Source organism: Enterobacter cloacae complex sp. HYC033_NIDB (assembly GCF_056673335.1).
Genome location: NZ_CP115123.1, coordinates 4,832,986 through 4,850,388 on the forward strand (window position 1 = coordinate 4,832,986; position 17,403 = coordinate 4,850,388).

Genomic DNA, 17,403 nt, shown 5'->3' on the forward strand with positions numbered 1-17,403 from the left:
AGAAGCCATTCGATATAATTAGTGCAACTTATCAGGAAGGCTGGATTGCTTCATCAATACCCGGCGTCAGAGTACGCCAGGAATGAATATCCAGCCATCTCCCGGAGAAATAAGAACTGCCGAACCTGTTTAAGTTATGAAACTGAAAACACCGGTTGTACTTCCCCGGACATCATTAATTGAGAAATGGAGAGTTATCATGAAAAATATCGTATTAGCATCTTTGCTGGGCTTTGGTTTAATTTCTTCGGCCTGGGCCACTGAAACCGTGAATATCCATGAGCGCGTCAACAATGCACAGGCCCCTGCTCACCAGATGCAGTCTGCTGCGGCTCCTGTCGGGATCCAGGGGACTGCTCCCCGTATGACCGGTATGGACCAGCATGAACAGGCCATTATTGCTCATGAAACCATGACGAACGGATCGGCAGATGCGCACCAGAAAATGGTGGAAAGTCATCAGAAGATGATGGGAAATAACACAGTATCCACGACCGTCCCTTCAACGTCTTACGCGGCGATGGATGAGCATGAAAGAGCAGCGGTTGCCCATGAATTCATGAATAACGGTCAGTCCGGCCCACATCAGGCCATGGCCGAAGCGCACCGCCGCATGATCAATGTAGGCTGAATGCGACTGTAGTATCCGTGCTTTTTACCCTTTCCTTGATAGATTATTCCTTAACCGGATATGTTGTGACATTTTTGCCCCCATCAGGGGGCTTTTTTATATGACTCAGCTACAATTAACCGGTACCTACCTGAAAAGGATTTATTAAATGAAAATCAAAAACACCCTTTTTGTTATATTAATGTTATCCCTGCCAGCAATTTCTGCCGAACATTCGGAAATGAAAATGTCAGATATGCACTCATCGGCATCGTCACAGGAATATATGGCTGGCATGAAAGACATGCATGAAAAAATGATGGCCGCCGTTAATGAGCCCGATCCCGATAAGGCCTTTGCAAAAGGTATGATCGCACACCATGAAGGAGCAATAGCAATGGCTGAGACCGAGCTTAAATACGGAAAAGATCCCGAAATGAGAAAGCTTGCGCAGGACATCATTAAAGCTCAGAAAGGTGAAATCGAGCAGATGAATAAATGGCTTGGCAGTCAAAAATAAAGATTGCAAAAACGCCATGATAAGCGTAATTTTAAATCACTCCCGGGCACGGGATCCTGTTAAACGTTAAATAATTAAAACCCGATTAATTTCGGGTTTTTTATATTCTATACTCCGGTCCTTTGCTGTGGACCGGAATATATGCAGCTGCGATTATTTTAACACATTATCTCGTCATGGAAATAATGTCGCTCAGGATCTCAATCAGTTCAATTCTTTCCTGCGTTCCGTCATGATAGGTTGATCTTGAGATTATTCTTTCCGCTGTCATCTGGGGCCAGAATTTATCAAGCACATTATCGGGTTTCATTCCCACAGCCCGGCCGATTATTTTTTTAGCGTCACAGGTGTCCGTAAACGTGACTGCTACACCGGTAATTTCTTCGATCAGATCCGGGCAGAGATAGTTCTCTATTTCACGTTTGCGCGTGGCGAAGAATACCTTACCGGCTTCCTCCACTTCTTTTTTACGTTTCTGAATGGACAGAACCTGTGCAGGGTCTCCCCCAATATCGGAGTCCAGAAATACGCACCAGGGAAGCCCCAGATCGTTGGCCAGATTTAAGGTAACCCAGTGTTTGACGCTCCCGCATCCTCCTATGAGGACTGGCACAATTTTCACGTCCTCAAGAGAGGCTGGCAGCACACCTGATTGTTTAAATGAACTGGCCGCATGCCTCAGGAAAGTGACATCCGACTTTCCTTCTACCAGAACAATGCCTTTAGCCCTTTCCATACCAGTCTCTGGCAACACCCCCAGGCTTTCAGTTGCTTCCTTCAGCACATCGTCATCCGGCATTTTTACAACGGGTTCACCTGTCTCATTTCTGGTGACATAACGTACTGAATCGCCACGGATAATCTAGACACTTCCGAGCCGTTGATAATACTGTTTTTCATATTCTGTCGGTGACATCTGTTCGCTAGAACCATGCCGACGCTTACTGTTATAAAACATTTCGATGTAATCAAAAATATCACTGCGGGCTTCTTCTCGCGTTCCGTAGATCTTTTTCTTTATCCGTTCACGTTTCAACAACTGGAAAAAACTTTCTGCAACCGCATTATCATGGCAGTTACCGCGACGGCTCATGCTACCCTCCAGGCCGTGTGATTTCAGGAACGACTGCCACTCATGGCTTGTGTACTGACTGCCCTGATCCGAATGAACCAGCACCTGTTTTTCGGGATTACGCCGCCATACAGCCATCAGCAGTGCGTTCAGGACAATGTCCTTTGTCATCCGGGATTGCATGGACCAGCCGATAATTTTGCGTGAGAACAGATCAACAACAACGGCAAGATACAGCCAGCCTTCGTGGGTCCTGATGTAGGTTATGTCCGTTACCCAACGCTCATCAGGAGCATCCGGATTGAACTGTCGCTGGAGCCTGTTGGGTGACACGATACTGGCCTCGCCTTTACGTGCCCGCGGGCTTCGGTATCCGACCTGAGCCTTTATTCCGACACGTTTCATCAGTCTCCAGACTCTGTTTACTCCGCACTGTTGCCCGCTGTCACGCAGATCCAGATGGATTTTGCGATAACCATAGACGCATCCCAATTCCAGCCAGAACTGTTTAATCTGTCCTGTCAGTCTCAGGTCTGCCTGATGGCGTTGTGAATGCGGCTGCTGAAGCCAGGCGTAAAAACCACTGGGATGAACATCCAGCACCCGACAGAGCAGGCGAACAGGCCAGCAACAGGAGTTGTCACGGATAAAGGCGTACCTCAGTCGGACAGCTTTGCGAAGTACGCCGCAGCTTTTTTTAATATGTCCCGTTCGTCGGTAACCCGTTTCAGCTCTTTCTGGAGACGGCGGATCTCGGCCTGAGCATCTGACTGTTCTTTATTAGTGGAAGAATCCGGACCGTACTTCTTTATCCAGGCATAAAGGCTGTGGGTGGTGATATCGAGACGTGTTGCAACGCTGGCAACAGAATAACCGCGATCAACAACCTGTTTGACTGCTTCAGTTTTAAACTCTTCGGGATAACGCTTACCGCTCATGGGCACCTCTCTTTAAGCCATCTTAAATGACTCTGAGGTGTCTGTTAAACCCATGGCGATTCAATATCCGTTTCCAGAGGTTAAACGGATTTACCACCCGAAGGTATCCTCTCTCAGGCTGCGAGGATTTTCCGGTCACCCGAAGGTGTTTCTCTCAGACCGGTAAAACGTTGGCTGGCAGTCACCCGAAGGCGCTCCTCTCAGACTGCCGGAGCATTAGCTGGTTGCATGTAGCAACAAGTAAGCCTGTCTATTTTCAGAGCAAATAGTGATTATGTCAACCTGGGTATCAAATGGGTATACCTATTAAATACTATCCAGTTTATTGGTAGAATATAAATAAGTTACCACTTAAATGATACCGATTGGAATGTGACTATTTTAATGTTACTGCCGGAGGAACTTTGTTTATATTTGGATATCTTCGTGCTTCAACTCAGGAACAGGATGCACTGCGTGCAAAATCGAGGCTCAAGGACTTTGCTCAACAACACAATCATCGCATTGCTGGCTGGTATGTTGAAAATGCTTCAGGCGCAGCATTGCACCGACCGGAACTGATGAGACTGCTTCAGGATACAGAGCCAGGGGATGCGATACTTATAGAACAAGTAGATCGGCTTTCACGCCTGGATGATAATGGCTGGGAATCTTTAAAAAAGATGATTAATGAGAAATCGCTTTCAATAATAAGCCTTGATTTGCCTACAAGTCACATTGCCCTGTCCACACCATCAGCTTATGACTTTACTCATAGTATGCTCCGGGCAGTGAATAATATGATGCTGGACATGTTAGCTGCTATCGCCCGTAAAGATTATGAAGATCGTCGCAGAAGGCAGATGGAAGGAATTACAGCCGCCAAGGAAAAAGGGAAATACAGGGGGAGGCTAGCAGATAAGGAAAAACATGAGTTAATTAGAACGCTTCGCAAGAAAAACGGAAAATCAATAAATGAAACGGCAAGGCTCGCCGGCGTTTCACGCATGACAGTTATTCGAGCATGTAAAGATACGGATTGAAATTTAGAAAAGCCACAGCCCTGAATGAGCTGTGGCGCTACGTCCTGAAAATTCAGTAAAGAAACAACTTATTCTGTTTCACCGCGAAAATAAACTTGTTTAATATAACGACCACGGCCATCTCCATGCCCCAAATCCATCGATACTAATGCTTCAGCTTCGTCGCGGCTCATTCCATTTTTAATATGATGATTTACAGCATCACGTGAATAAGCGTAACGCAAACTATGCGGGGCATTTTTACCATTCATCCCTGCCTCTCGTACAATATTTCGGTAACGATCTATTGCAGTATGCAGAGAAGGTTTATCAATCAGTTTTCCGTTATGTTCACTGACATAATGAATTGCCTTATCAAGAATTGATAAAACTTTTTCACGATTGAAAACTGTTGTTTCTCTCGGCCGCCCGCCTTTAGTCCCGAAAACAACACGGACACGCTCATTATTGTTAATCAATGACTGCTTCCATGTTTTTAACGACTTTGCGGACTGCACGGTTTCTTCTGTTCTCAATCCAAGGTATCTTGAAAGTTGTACCGCGAGCGCAACACCTTCATCTTTTTTAAGCGCAAAATTCACAACCGCATTAAGTTTTTCATCTGTAATAGGAAGTTTAGTGCCATCCCGGTTAGCACCAGAAATTCCCAGGGCCTGATTACTCAGGCTGGTATGATTGGGATCGGCCAGTTTATTTCTTCCTGCTGATAATAAAACAGAGCGGATAGCAGACATCTCATTCTGTAACGTCCTGAGAGACAAACTGTCTGCCTTCCTGCTCTCAATATATTTTTCAATATGGGAAGTTTTGATATGTTTTACGTCCCTAATCTGAATATTCAGTTCAGACAGACGTTCAGAAAAACGTTCTGCAATTCTTGAGCGGTCAGCCACAGTTTTATAACTTCCCCTTCCCTGACGAGCAAGTGTGACAAGTTGTTTGCACAGCTGTTTACTGAATCTGGACATTCCTATATCTCCACAGGGATACACGTCCCTCGGCTTGTAAATAAGCGGACGGATCTGTACCCCAGTAATTCATCCCCGACGACACGGTTGCTTTTGCGCTTCCTGCGTCTCAACTGGTATCTGTGCATCGGGGCGGCGAATTGTTGAGTTCTTGCGAGGCACCCCAGATCTCTGATCTGTTTGCTGCTTATGCAGAGCTGACTTACGTCAAGCTGCCTCCAACACTACTGTTCGTAGTGTCGCCATCGATACCGAGTCGATTTCCTCCTTACTGATAATTGAACGTTCAGACGGCCTTCCGTCGTGCTTACGTTGATGTAAAAGTGAGTTTAATACCGTACTAACACGGACTACATGTTGGTCAGATGGTAGTAAAACGTTGAAAACCACGTCGTACGTGGGTTGAGACGTTATGCGCTGCGCGCGTCACTTGGTAGTGTCTTCGCCACTTCACAAGTGACGCCGCGCAGCTTCGTGCTCCTAATGCAACTCCGTAAGCGGCCAAATGTGCCAAATGGCCTTATCCGTCGATGCAAAAGTCGTACGAAACTCAGGGCGTATCCCTGGCAAGAATCATAACGTAGTGAAAGATCAGAGCCTGATTCAGCTCCTTTAATGACAATTCAACATCAGGAAGATGTGAATCATTGAGGCGTTAGCCGGCCAGTTTTTGGTCGGTGACCTTATCCACATTAGTGGCCCCCGTTTTCAAAGGTTAAACGGGTTTACCGCCATAAGGCGTCCCTCTCAGGTATGTGGGACATTAGCTGGCAGTCACCCGAAGGCGCTTCTCTCAGACCGCTGAAGCATTGGCTGGTAACCGCCCGAAGGCACCCCTCTCAGGTTACAGGGGTTTTGGATGGTCGCCGTAGCGACTTCTAATGCACTGGTGATGTTAGCAACGCCTCAGATGATCGTCAACTTTCTTATATTATTCATTGTTAGGGTCTGCATATATCACCATTCCAACAGACATTAGATCCTCAACGTCATTAGCAAGAAAAGGTATAAAAGATTTGCTTTGAATTTTTTCTACTATACCTTGCCCAACGACTATAGGTACGTATTGATAGCCAGGAAAAATATCATTTGGCTTACCTACCAGCACACCTCCAGTATATTCATGGCAATCAGGAAATACATTTGAAAGAGTACTCAGATATGAAATATCAATCAAATGACCAGTATCTGTTGTATACCAGGCATGAAGATTTAGAGCAGGCGTCTCAGAAAAATCTTCGGGCTGAAATCCCTTGTTGGACCATTTTTCAAATTCATCATATGTGGGATTATAAAGCCATTTATCTCCCTTCCATAATTGACCGACTGTCGTCCAAATTTTACAGCCAAGTGCGGATTCAAAATATGGCTGAAGGAAATGACACCACTTGAGACATTGCCCTGCTGAAAAAGAGAAGCTATCCACTTCTGCTTCATGACACACTTTTGCCATCATATTATGATAATCCAATTCACCATCCTTCAAATCCGTTATTGAACCTTCATTAAAGCCCAGCCCTTTTGTAAATTTTAATGCATGCTCAAAGTTGGCTCTGTAATCCAGAGTTTCGTCACACTCTATAATTCGGCCTTTATATTTATTATGGAAATAGGACAAGAGATTAAACACACTTACTCCTTATAGATTTATGAGTGCGGATATAGCAATATCCACACCCTTAATAATTAGTTACTTCCCTTCAGCTACATTCTTAATATTTTGCATTAAATCCTGCAAGCCGCTACTTGCGAGTCTTTGCTTTGAAGAAGAACTGTACGTTATATGAATACGACTACCTGACCCATTTTTTTCTAGCTCAATAGTTAGGTGATCATCATAGTCGCCCCAATCTGAGCCCATTTTATAATAACTTCCAGTCATCGCATCCCATTCCTGATTACTATCGGTAATTGCGCTGGCAGTCCATTCGCCATCGTTATTTTTTTCTCTAATTGATCTCAGTTCATCATTAGAGATAAACTTAAACTTCCTTTTAATTCTTGCTGCTGCAGTATCAACATCTACTGGTACAGTATAACTTTTAGAGGTCGATTCTTTTTTTTCTGAAGGAGATACTTTCATACGCTGCTCATCATTTCCTGAGGAGTTACCTCTCAGGGAATTCATTATTCCTGAGGCACCATCACTGATTTTCTGGTTTGTAGTTGCTATATCATTCATACTACAAGCTGTTACGAGAACAGGTAGTATTAAAATAGTATATAGACCCTTCATATTCCTTTTTTCTCCCTATTTTTACCGTGAAAATAACAGCTTTAGTACGACTTACTATTCCGTCACATTGTAACAGACTGTAAAACCCTGCCGTATTGTATAATGAAAGTCAATGATGAGGTATACCAAATGGCTGGGCGTAAAAAGGAAGCTCACTTCACTTTAATTATATCACTTAGCTTAGTCGTGAAGGCGGGGGAAAGCCTTTCTCTGCGCATCTTCCAGCCCATAGATGCATCTTTAATACCTTGCCCTGCAAACCAAACAGAGCCTTTGCCTGAATGGTTAATGCTGTCTATTAATGTCATCAGCTCTTCGCTGTTACGATGAGGCTGAAAGTCATCAAAAAGGGTCAATTGAGATACGGCAGCGCTTCGGAAATCAGTGAGCATCACGCCAGCACGATGATAACGGTGCCCTGGTACAAATATCGTATCAAATGCCTTTATAGCCGCGTTAATGATATCCCGTGAATCCTGAGCGGGTACAGCAAGCTCTGTTACCGCCTGATTCTTATAAAACACCTCATTTTCTGAGAAAGGGCTGGTACTGATGAAAACTGCTACCCGTTTACAAAATTGATGCTCTGCACGGAGTTTTTCTGCTGCACGTTCAGCATGAGCGCAAATGGCCTGATGCAGGCTGACTTCGTCCGACGGTTTTTCTCCAAAAGATCGGGAGCATATGATTTGTTCTTTTGGGGCAGTAAATTCTTCTAAACCGAGGCAAGGAATACCGTTCAGCTCTCTGACCGTGCGCTCAACAACTACTGAGAACTGTTTACGAATGAATGAAGGCGACAGCTCAGCCAGCTGAAGTGCATTGTTAATGCCCATAAACTGTAATTTTTTACCCAGCCGCCGTCCTATACCCCAGACCTCCTCAACTGGTACTAAAGCCATTAACTTACGCTGACGCTGTCTGTCACTGAGATCTACCACACCTCGCGTTGCGGGCCAGCGCTTACTTGCATACTGAGCCAGTTTGGCGAGCGTTTTTGTAGGGCCTATTCCCACTCCCACAGTCAGATGTGTTCTTCGCTTAATCTGATCACGTATCTGATGGCCAAACACCTCAAGCGATAACAGATTACGCATACCCGTAAGATCACAAAAAGCTTCATCGATACTGTAAATTTCCACACGCGGAGTCAGTAACTGCAAAATAGGCATCACTCTGTCTGACATATCAGCATTTATGTGGAATACAATTTCAACAGCTTAATTAGTAACCGACTCAAAGCACGCGCGCTTTAGGTATGTCAGACCAGCGCGTGGTCCAAGCAGGGCTTAGCATTTCACGTTTCATTTTCCATTCGGTATTAATGCCCTGGCCCGCAAACCATACATTTCCCATTCCGGACTGGTTGATATCATCCAGTACCTTCATCAGCTGTGCGCTATTGGCCCGCGGCTGGTTATCTTCAAACAGATTGAGCTGGCTTACACCGTTTGGAGTGAAGTTATCAAGCATGATACCTGCTTTCATGTACCTTCGACCCTCAAGCCAGATACGGTCAAGTGATCGCATCGCAGATTCAATAATGTCACGCGTGTCCTGTGTTGGCAGCGTCAGTTTCTCACCAGCGCTGTTCCCGTAAAAAACCTCACCGTTTGCGTGTGGCGACGTCCGGATAAACACACCGATGTTGCGACAGTACTGACGTTCCCCGCGCAGTTTTTCCGCTGCGCGCGCAGCGTACTGACACAGCGCCTGCTGCATAGCGACTTTTGAGGTAATTCGCTCGCCGAAGCTGCGGCTACAGACAATCTGCTGTTTTGCCGGTGGCAGCTCTTCGAGCGGAATACATGATTCACCGTTCAGCTCGCGTACGGTGCGCTCCAGCACCACGGAAAAGTTATCGCGAATGAACTTCGGACGCGCGCGTGATAGCTGCAGAGCAGTTTCGATGCCCATAAGGTTGAGTCGTTTACCGATACGCCGTCCCACGCCCCATATTTCCTCAACGGGCTGGTTAGCCAGCAGGGTTTCAGTACGTTTCGGATTACCTGGCGTAAGCGCCAGTACGCCGCGAAACTGCTTCCACTCCTTGCCCGCCCACTGGGCCGATTTTGCCAGTGTTTTGGTCGGCCCCATGCCGATACCGACGGTGAGACCCGTTGTGGTAAAGACATGCGCACGCAGGCGACGGCCAAAAGTTTCGAAGTTCTCACAGCCGTCAATACCGGTGAGATCCAGAAACATCTCATCAATGCTGTACTGCTCGACGCGTGGCGTTATCTCTTCAAGCGCGGTCATTACTCTCTGGCTGAGGCTGTGATAAAGCGCGTAATTGGAGCTGAACACGTGCACCTTTTCCGGATAATCCTGTGTTTTTACCTCAAACCATGGCGCACCCATTTTGATGCCAAGCGCTTTTGCGCCAGCGGAGCGTGCAATGACGCATCCGTCGTTGTTGCTGAGCACTAGCACAGGTCTGCCACGCAGGTCCGGGCGGAACAGCGTCTCGCAGCTGGCATAGAATGAATTAACGTCAGCCAGGCCGAACATGGACATCATGATCTCCGCCGTGTGTAGATAACCCGCACATATCAGTTTCTCCGGCGCGGAGTGTGCACGAAGTGCGCCACTACGCCGAAAATTTCCAGGGTATCCGGGTCTGGGATAATAACAGGATAGGCGGGATTCATCGGCTGCAATACCGGCCCTTTCTGGGTAATAAGAAGGCGCTTGACCGTAAATTCGCCGTACAGTACAGCGATAACCACGTCGCCGTGCTCAGGCCTGAGTGCCCGATCGACTATCAGCAGATCGCCGTCGTAAAGTCCTATATCCTGCATGCTGTTGCCCTGTGCGCGCAGGAAAAAGGTGCTTGCCCTGTGGGCTATTAGATATTCGTTTAAGTCGAGTTCCTGCTCCGCATAGTCCTGGCAAGGAGAGGGAAAACCGCAGGGTACGCGTTCCAGGAAAAGGGGCCTGTAGCTGGGCGGCGGATTATCCGCCGGGTGCATCAACTCAAAGGCGTGAAACATAGCAAAAATCCCTGTCAAAATGCTGTACGTATTTACAGTAGTATTGTCTGACTTTACGGACGAAGCAAGAAGCGTGGGGCGACACAAATATCATTAAAATAATGGACTATTGATTTATTTGAATTTATAGCGGAACGACAGCTCGTAAAACAAGCAGCTATCAGGACTTTCTGTGTCAGGGCATGTTAAAAATTTATTTTGATTCAGGAAAGATCTTACTTAGTCTGTTCAGTACTTCACTTATGCCCCTGCTGACAATCCGATCCTCCCGCATCACTGTCCCCAGAGTCCGGTGAAGCGATGGCGTTACTGAGTAAAGACTGAGACCCTGCCTTTCTTCATGACTTGCAACGGACATACGGGGAACGATGCTGTAACCCAGGCCGGAACGAACCATCCTTTTAATGGCTTCAATACTGCCAAGCTCCATAACCGGGCTGACAGTATGCCCTGCATCGCTGAACCATCCGTCAATCAGATCGCGTGTGGCACTTCCGGGTTCAAATACAATCAGCGGCAGTGGCAAAAGGGTATCAGGAGACAGCGGTTTTGCACTCTGCTCCGAGGTGTCCTTTTCCATGATTACAACAAACTCATCCGTACCCAGCGGGCTGACACTCAGGCATTTACCGGCTGCCGGCAGCGTTACCAGACCAATATCTATACGGTTTTCCTCCACTCCCCGTACAATATCTGAAGTATTGCCTGTGCGTACATCCACCTTCAGCAGGGGATGGGTCTGTCGAAGTTGCTGCAGTAAGTGAGGTAGCAGATGGATACAGGCTGTTGCGCCTGTGCCGACAGTAACGGTGCCGGTTATTTCGTCTGAATGCAGGGAAACCGCTTCAACCGCTCCGCTTACCACCGCATCAATTTTCATGCAGTGTTCAGCGAGAGTCAAACCGGCAGTCGTTGGTCTTACTCCCCGGCTGGTTCGCTCAATAAGCCTGACCTTAAGCGTCTGCTCCAGCTGTCTTATCTGCAGGCTCACTGCCGGTTGCGACAAGCCAAGTACTTCTGCCGCCCCCGAGAAACTGCCCCGGCTGATGACCAGCCTGAAGGTAGCCAGATGATCGAGGTTCAGTGTTGCCATGCCAAAGTTTTCCTCATAACGCTGATAAGCCCTGCTGCCTGTCTGAAATGATTCATCCGGGTTAGTCTCTGTTTCTGATCTGAAAGGGAGCTGTACTGATGGAAATAACCGAAGCAGATGAACGACATATTCCCGCTATACAACAGATTTATGCTTATCACGTATTACACGGCACCGCCACTTTTGAAACCGAACCGCCGGGTGAGGCTGAAATGGCAGCCCGGCTGAAAAAGGTACATGCAGCAGGACTGCCCTGGTTGGTGGCGGTTGACGGAGGAATTGTTCGAGGATACTGCTATTTGTCTCTATACCGGGAACGGTGCGCCTATCGCTTTACTCTGGAAGACTCTGTATATGTTGATGCCACGTATCAGGGGCGGGGCATTGGAAAAATGCTGCTATCCCGTGCAGTAGGATGGGCAGAAGCCCGTGGTTTTCGGCAACTTGTAGCGGTGGTGGGGAACAGTGAAAATACTGCCTCCCTTGCTCTTCACCGCGCTGCAGGCTTCAGCATCACTGGCACCCTCAGGTCTGTAGGATTCAAGCATGGGCGCTGGCTCGATACGGTTATCCTGCAGCGTACGCTCGGGCATGGCGACGCTACGCTTCCGGAAAGTACAGAATGACACAAGGATATCTGACAGGCCGCACCATTTTCTGCATCGGCATGACGCAGCTTATCAACTGGGGTATTACGTTCTACATGCCGGGTGTCTTCGGAGCCGCCATCATGGCGGAAACAGGCTGGTCTTCCGGTGAGACATTCTCCGGCCTGAGCGTTGCCATGCTCGTTATGGGGCTGGTTTCACCGCTTATCGGTCCCGTAATGGCCCGTACCGGTGGACGCACCCTGATGATGGCGGGAACTTTGGCTATAACCATCGGGTGTTTTCTGATGGCGTTTACCTATTCAACATTAGCGTGGGATGCCGTCTGGATCCTGACAGGCGCGGGCATGCGGCTTGCTCTGTATGACGCCGCTTTTGCCATGCTTGTGGAAACCGCAGGCGCAGAGGCTCGCAAGGCAATCTCTCTGGTCACCCTGCTGGGCGGTCTCGCGTCGGCCGCTTTCTGGCCTGCTGGCGCAGCGCTTCTTCACGTCACCGACTGGCGGCATGCCGTCATCATTTATGGCTGTGCGGGCCTGCTGAGCCTGTTTTTTTTAACTGCCGTTCCGGCAGGCAGTCGGGTAAAACTTCCCGTAACAGGGCGATCCGGCCATTCGGCTGACGCAACAGCAACATCAGAGGACACAAAAGCACTCATCAGCGGCCTGTGGTATGCCACTCTGATAGCGTTGATAAGCTTTGTCTCCACCGGCGTGTCCACACATTTTCCCCGGATACTGGCCTCTTATGGCGTGCCTGCTCTGGCTGGCATGCTGTGGGGAGTGGGGCAGTTAGGTGCCCGTCTGCTGGGTGTAGTTTCAGGTGCACGAATCTCCGCGATACGCCTGAACCTTATAACCGGTATCCTGCTTCCCCTCTGTTTTCTGACCGGCCTTGCAGGCAGCATTACTCCTGTGGCTACAGCCTTTTTCGTTCTGGGCTATGGGGCCGTAAACGGACTGAATACGATCGTGAAGGCCGTACTTCCTCTTGTGCTGTTTGATCCGCAGCAGTACGCCCGCAAAACAGGAATACTGATGTCGCCGGCATTTTTTCTCGCGGCACTGGCTCCGTCTGCGTATGCCATACTGCTGGAGCGCTACGGTATACCCGGCACGCTGCTTTTTTCCTTCATCCTGACCCTGATCATTACGGCGATTTCTGTGGTCCTCTGGCAGCGTCATTCTGGCTCTGTTGTGCAGAACCGGGACCATGGAGCATCTACCCTTCACGAAAAAAATGTTTGACGGCTTCCATATTTCTATTATTCTGGAAATATAGTTAAAGGAGGCCGCATGGATTTACACACCGCAGCAAACGCACTTCGAGAACTGGGCCACCCGACACGTCTCCGCATATACCGGGAGCTGGTCAGGGCTGGTCATGAAGGCCTGCCGGTTGGCGAACTGCAGAAGCACCTTGAGATTCCTGCCTCCACGCTCAGCCATCATCTTTCAGCGCTGATGTCCGCTGGACTCATAAGCCAGGAACGGCAGAGTCGTACCTTGTTCTGCAGACCTTGCTATGCGCAGCTTGAGCAGCTGATGGCTTTTCTCACTGAAGAGTGCTGCGCCGGTGGCAGTAGCTGCAGCCTGTCTACCGAGATTTCCCATAAAGAGACTCCATTGTGAATAACGTGAATGATGCCCTGAACAATATCGATCTGACACTCCTGGATACGCCCCTTTCGGAAGAGAAATTAAAGGCCGAAGAGGTGGCGCATCCGCCCCGCATACTGATGCTCTACGGTTCGCTTCGGGAGCGCTCTTACAGCCGACTCACCACGGAAGAGGCCGCACGGCTGCTGACGGCCATGGGCGCGGAGGTGAAGTTATTCAATCCGTCCGGCCTGCCGCTGCCGGATGATGTACCTGAGACGCATCCGAAGGTCGCAGAGCTGCGCCAGCTAGTGCTCTGGTCTGAAGGGATGGTCTGGTGCTCTCCTGAGCGTCACGGTGCCATGACCGGCATCATGAAGACGCAGATTGACTGGATACCGCTGACGTCCGGGGCGGTCCGGCCCTCGCAGGGGAAAACCCTTGCTGTCATGCAGGTCAGCGGAGGCTCACAGTCTTTCAACGCCGTAAACCAGATGCGTATTCTTGGGCGCTGGATGCGGATGATCACTATCCCGAACCAGTCATCCGTTGCAAAAGCCTGGGCCGAGTTTGATGAGGACGGCCGCATGAAGCCTTCTCCGTATTATGACCGCATAGTGGACGTCATGGAGGAACTGATGAAGTTCACCCTGCTGACGCGCGGTCGTAGTGGTTATCTCACCGACCGCTACAGCGAAAGGAAGGAGAGTGCTGCGCAGCTCTCTGAGCGGGTAAACCAGCGCAGCATATAAAAAAGCCGGCATCTGCCGGCTTTTTCACATTTTCCCTGTCACAGCCAAGGGAAACATCAGTGGCTGACGCGATTCCCTTGCTCATCAATGACTGCTTCGCCGTCCTCTTTGGTAAACGCTCCCTTCTGCGGGTCCGGCAGTATGCCCAGAACCACTTCGGAGGGGCGGCAGAGCTTCGTTCCCAGCGGCGTCACCACCACCGGACGATTAATGAGGATCGGATGAGCCAGCATCGCATCGAGCAGTTCTTCATCGCTGAACCGGTCTTCAGCCAGGCCGAGCTGCTCGTAGGGATCGGTATTTTTACGCAGCAGGGCACGCACGCTAATGTCCATGTCCGTAATCAGCTTTTTCAGCTCGTCGCGCGACGGCGGTGTTTCCAGATACAGAATCACCGTGGGCTCGGTGCCGCTGTTGCGGATAAGCGCCAGGGTATTGCGGGACGTCCCGCAGGCCGGATTGTGATAAATGGTAATGTCAGTCATGAGCGTTACTCCATAAAGGCGCTGCACAGGCACAGCTCCGGGGTTAAGGTTAAACAGACAGGCGCAGGGCCAGCGCAGCCAGCGTCACAAACAGTACCGGCAGGGTCATCACGATGCCCACGCGGAAGTAGTAGCCCCAGCTGACGGTTATGTTTTTCTGTGCCAGGACGTGCAGCCACAGCAGGGTAGCGAGGCTACCGATAGGGGTGATTTTCGGACCGAGGTCGCAGCCGATGATGTTGGCGTAAATCATCGCCTCCTTCACCACGCCCTGAGCGGTGCTGCCGTCAATGGAGAGCGCGCCAACCAGCACGGTAGGCATGTTGTTCATGACTGATGAAAGCGCCGCCGTCAGAAAGCCGGTGCCGAGCGTTGCGCCCCAGACGCCATGCTCGGCAAACCGGTTCAGGGCGGCAGAAAGGTAATCAGTTAGCCCGGCATTGCGTAGTCCGTATACCACCAGGTACATGCCCAGCGAGAAGATAACGATCTGCCAGGGCGCACCTTTCAGTACCTTTCCGGTATCAATCACATTGCCTTTCCGGGCTACCAGCCAGAGAATAAACGCCGCCACCGCGGCCACAAGGCTGACCGGCACGCCGAGTGGTTCGAGGGCAAAGAAGCCGATCAGCAGCAGGATGAGAACAATCCAGCCGGTTTTAAAGGTACGCGCATCGCGAATGGCCTCACGCGGCGCCTTCAGCTTCGCCAGGTCGTAAGTGTCCGGGATGTCCCTGCGGAAAAACAGGTGCAGCATCACCAGCGTGGCGGCCACGGACGCGATATTCACCGGCACCATCACCGAGGCATACTCGCTGAAACCCAGTTTAAAGAAGTCTGCCGTGACGATGTTGACCAGGTTTGACACGATGAGCGGCAGGCTGGAGGTATCGGCGATAAACCCGGCCGCCATCACAAACGCCAGCGTGGCCCCGGGGCTGAAGCCCAGCGCCAGCAGCATGGCGATAACGATCGGCGTCAGAATTAGCGCGGCTCCGTCATTGGCAAACAGCGCCGCCACTGCCGCACCCAGCAGAACGATATACGTGAACAGCAGCCGGCCCCTGCCGCCTCCCCAGCGGGAAACGTGCAGCGCGGCCCATTCAAAAAAGCCGGACTCATCGAGCAGCAGGCTGATAATGATGACCGCAATAAACGTGGCCGTGGCGTTCCAGACAATCTGCCAGACCACCGGAATATCCCCGATTTGTACTACGCCGGTCAGCAGCGCCAGCGCGGCGCCGATAACGGCACTCCAGCCAATACTGAGTCCTTTCGGCTGCCAGATAACCAGTACCAGCGTCAGAATAAAAATCGCACCCGCCAGAAACATACCCTCTCCTTCTTAATTATAACTGCCCGTTGAAGCGGGCTGCTAACTGTACCCTGTAAATATATGCGTTTAATCGAATGTGTTTAGATAAAATTTTTACATGCAGACAGCTTTGCCGTTGGTGGTTGCGTTATCACGCTCAGCCTGCTGACTGAGATGAAGAATTTCATCCCGCTGACACAGATATGCCTGCTCAATGACCGCTGCTGCCCACGCAGGCATGTGTGGCGATAACCGGTAATGGATCCACTTGCCGTCGCGCCTGTCGATAAGCAGTCCACTCTCTCTGAGCAGGGCCAGGTGCCGCGATATTTTTGGCTGTGTTTCTTTCAGGATAGATACAAGCTCGCAGACGCAAAGCTCCCCTTTTTCGCGCAACAACAGCACCAGGCTGAGCCGGGTTTCGTCAGAAAGATTCTTAAAAAGTTGCAGGGGCAGCAGTGACGGCATAATTTCTCCTTCGTGGCGGACAGCAACAAGTCTCGTCTGCTGCAGACGAAAGGTCAACTTTATATTTATAAATTCATATATGTTTTGACGTGCTTACAGGCTTTTCAGTACAGCTTAATGAGGGAATAGCGGTTAAACGATATCACACAGATTTTAACGGCAGCACACTTTCAGCTGCCTTAATGGTCGGGCATGACGAAGTAACATCACAAAAAAAGCCTGTTTCTTTAGTGAACCGTTCTACTTATGGCAGAAAGCAGCATCAGTAAGAGTGGCTTCCGGCCAGATGACCTGCAGTGATAACCGGCACGATATCCTCAGGCTCTTCTGCCTGCTCCAGTTCGCGCAGAATACCGCAGTCCCGTGTTGCCCGGTTGGCATTGCAGTGGCTGTGGAGCTCAAATAGTTGTTTTTCCAGCATATTTAGTTCACGAATACGGGCCTGAACGTGGTTCAGATGTTCATTTATCAGGGCATTAACCGTACCGCAGTCTGCGTCTGGCTGGCTGCGCGCCTGCAGCAACACCCGGATTTCTTCATGGGTCATATCGAGCGCCCGGCAGCGCCGGATAAACATAAGCCTTTCGAGATGTGCGCTATCGTAATGGCGGTAGTTATTAGTCTGGTCCCGCAATGCGGCCTGCAGAAGCCCCTCTCGCTCATAATAACGTACCGTCTCTACAGGACATCCCGCCTGGCGGGCCAGTTCACCAATTTTCATATCA

At 49.7% G+C, this 17,403-nt stretch carries 19 protein-coding genes and 1 pseudogene; 7 read left to right on the plus strand and 13 right to left on the minus strand.

Translation table 11 applies throughout. The annotated features are described in order from the left end of the window. Positions 1-199: 199 nt before the first annotated feature. Positions 200-631 carry a silver-binding protein SilE gene (gene silE / locus O1721_RS23160; protein WP_006785880.1) on the plus strand — a complete coding sequence of 144 codons (432 nt, stop codon included), beginning with the start codon at positions 200-202 and terminating at the stop codon, positions 629-631. Between the two features lie 148 nt (positions 632-779). Beyond that, entirely contained in the window at positions 780-1,130 is a 351-nt protein-coding gene (gene copM, locus O1721_RS23165; RefSeq protein ID WP_006785879.1) for a CopM family metallochaperone, read from the plus strand. A gap of 166 nt (positions 1,131-1,296) precedes the next feature. Here the strand turns inward: copM and O1721_RS23170 are convergent. Both O1721_RS23170 and O1721_RS23175 read right to left on the minus strand, forming a co-directional pair. Beyond that, positions 1,297-1,980: pseudogene (locus O1721_RS23170) on the minus strand (TOPRIM nucleotidyl transferase/hydrolase domain-containing protein); the annotation flags it as partial. A 12-nt stretch (positions 1,981-1,992) separates the two neighbouring features. Beyond that, positions 1,993-3,140 (minus strand): IS3 family transposase gene (locus tag O1721_RS23175; protein WP_087464944.1). Its coding sequence is split into 2 segments (ribosomal slippage): positions 1,993-2,891 and positions 2,891-3,140, totalling 1,149 coding nucleotides; the frame shifts between segments, so codons are not numbered across the junction. Between the two features lie 404 nt (positions 3,141-3,544). Between O1721_RS23175 and O1721_RS23180 the strand changes: the two genes are divergently transcribed. Beyond that, positions 3,545-4,162 (plus strand): recombinase family protein, encoded by a 618-nt coding sequence (locus tag O1721_RS23180; protein WP_020899211.1) that lies wholly within the window; start codon positions 3,545-3,547, stop codon positions 4,160-4,162. A 68-nt stretch (positions 4,163-4,230) separates the two neighbouring features. Here the strand turns inward: O1721_RS23180 and O1721_RS23185 are convergent, their stop codons facing one another. The 7 genes from O1721_RS23185 to O1721_RS23215 all read right to left on the minus strand — a co-directional run bounded on the left by O1721_RS23185 (position 4,231) and on the right by O1721_RS23215 (position 11,452). Next, positions 4,231-5,130, minus strand: coding sequence for an integrase domain-containing protein (locus tag O1721_RS23185; protein WP_006786007.1), 900 nt, complete (start codon positions 5,128-5,130; stop codon positions 4,231-4,233). A 931-nt stretch (positions 5,131-6,061) separates the two neighbouring features. Then, positions 6,062-6,760, minus strand: coding sequence for a hypothetical protein (locus O1721_RS23190; RefSeq protein ID WP_020899212.1), 699 nt, complete (start codon positions 6,758-6,760; stop codon positions 6,062-6,064). A 60-nt stretch (positions 6,761-6,820) separates the two neighbouring features. Further along, positions 6,821-7,366 carry a hypothetical protein gene (locus O1721_RS23195; protein WP_020899213.1) on the minus strand — a complete coding sequence of 182 codons (546 nt, stop codon included), beginning with the start codon at positions 7,364-7,366 and terminating at the stop codon, positions 6,821-6,823. Between the two features lie 152 nt (positions 7,367-7,518). Continuing rightward, complete coding sequence (umuC, locus tag O1721_RS23200) at positions 7,519-8,577, minus strand: translesion error-prone DNA polymerase V subunit UmuC (RefSeq protein WP_309148660.1); 1,059 nt, start codon at positions 8,575-8,577, stop codon at positions 7,519-7,521. Positions 8,578-8,602: 25 nt separating this feature from the next. Beyond that, entirely contained in the window at positions 8,603-9,877 is a 1,275-nt protein-coding gene (gene umuC / locus O1721_RS23205; protein ID WP_023202697.1) for a translesion error-prone DNA polymerase V subunit UmuC, read from the minus strand. 41 nt (positions 9,878-9,918) lie between these two features. Next, positions 9,919-10,359: a translesion error-prone DNA polymerase V autoproteolytic subunit gene (umuD, locus tag O1721_RS23210; protein WP_006786002.1), complete on the minus strand. Its 441-nt coding sequence runs from the start codon at positions 10,357-10,359 to the stop codon at positions 9,919-9,921. Positions 10,360-10,552: 193 nt separating this feature from the next. Then, positions 10,553-11,452, minus strand: coding sequence for a LysR family transcriptional regulator (locus O1721_RS23215; protein WP_006786000.1), 900 nt, complete (start codon positions 11,450-11,452; stop codon positions 10,553-10,555). A gap of 98 nt (positions 11,453-11,550) precedes the next feature. Between O1721_RS23215 and O1721_RS23220 the strand changes: the two genes are divergently transcribed. The 4 genes from O1721_RS23220 to arsH are packed head-to-tail and all read left to right on the plus strand — an operon-like array spanning position 11,551 to position 14,410. Further along, complete coding sequence (locus O1721_RS23220) at positions 11,551-12,078, plus strand: GNAT family N-acetyltransferase (protein ID WP_020899215.1); 528 nt, start codon at positions 11,551-11,553, stop codon at positions 12,076-12,078. Then, positions 12,075-13,307 carry an MFS transporter gene (locus O1721_RS23225; protein ID WP_023202698.1) on the plus strand — a complete coding sequence of 411 codons (1,233 nt, stop codon included), beginning with the start codon at positions 12,075-12,077 and terminating at the stop codon, positions 13,305-13,307. Before O1721_RS23220 ends, O1721_RS23225 begins: the two co-directional genes overlap by 4 nt. 48 nt (positions 13,308-13,355) lie before the next feature. Beyond that, positions 13,356-13,691 carry an ArsR/SmtB family transcription factor gene (locus O1721_RS23230; protein WP_006785996.1) on the plus strand — a complete coding sequence of 112 codons (336 nt, stop codon included), beginning with the start codon at positions 13,356-13,358 and terminating at the stop codon, positions 13,689-13,691. Continuing rightward, on the plus strand, positions 13,688-14,410 hold the full coding sequence (gene arsH, locus O1721_RS23235; protein ID WP_006785995.1) for an arsenical resistance protein ArsH: 723 nt from the start codon (positions 13,688-13,690) through the stop codon (positions 14,408-14,410). The genes O1721_RS23230 and arsH overlap by 4 nt, the downstream gene beginning before the upstream one ends. A 56-nt stretch (positions 14,411-14,466) precedes the next feature. On the opposite strand, the gene arsC is transcribed toward arsH, so the two are convergent. The 4 genes from arsC to cadR all read right to left on the minus strand — a co-directional run bounded on the left by arsC (position 14,467) and on the right by cadR (position 17,399). Further along, positions 14,467-14,895 carry a glutaredoxin-dependent arsenate reductase gene (arsC, locus tag O1721_RS23240; RefSeq protein ID WP_006785993.1) on the minus strand — a complete coding sequence of 143 codons (429 nt, stop codon included), beginning with the start codon at positions 14,893-14,895 and terminating at the stop codon, positions 14,467-14,469. Between the two features lie 49 nt (positions 14,896-14,944). Then, positions 14,945-16,228: an arsenic transporter gene (locus tag O1721_RS23245; RefSeq protein WP_006785992.1), complete on the minus strand. Its 1,284-nt coding sequence runs from the start codon at positions 16,226-16,228 to the stop codon at positions 14,945-14,947. A 96-nt stretch (positions 16,229-16,324) separates the two neighbouring features. Further along, positions 16,325-16,678 carry a metalloregulator ArsR/SmtB family transcription factor gene (locus O1721_RS23250; protein WP_006785991.1) on the minus strand — a complete coding sequence of 118 codons (354 nt, stop codon included), beginning with the start codon at positions 16,676-16,678 and terminating at the stop codon, positions 16,325-16,327. 262 nt (positions 16,679-16,940) lie between these two features. Beyond that, positions 16,941-17,399: a Cd(II)/Pb(II)-responsive transcriptional regulator gene (gene cadR, locus O1721_RS23255; RefSeq protein ID WP_006785990.1), complete on the minus strand. Its 459-nt coding sequence runs from the start codon at positions 17,397-17,399 to the stop codon at positions 16,941-16,943. Positions 17,400-17,403 lie beyond the last annotated feature (4 nt).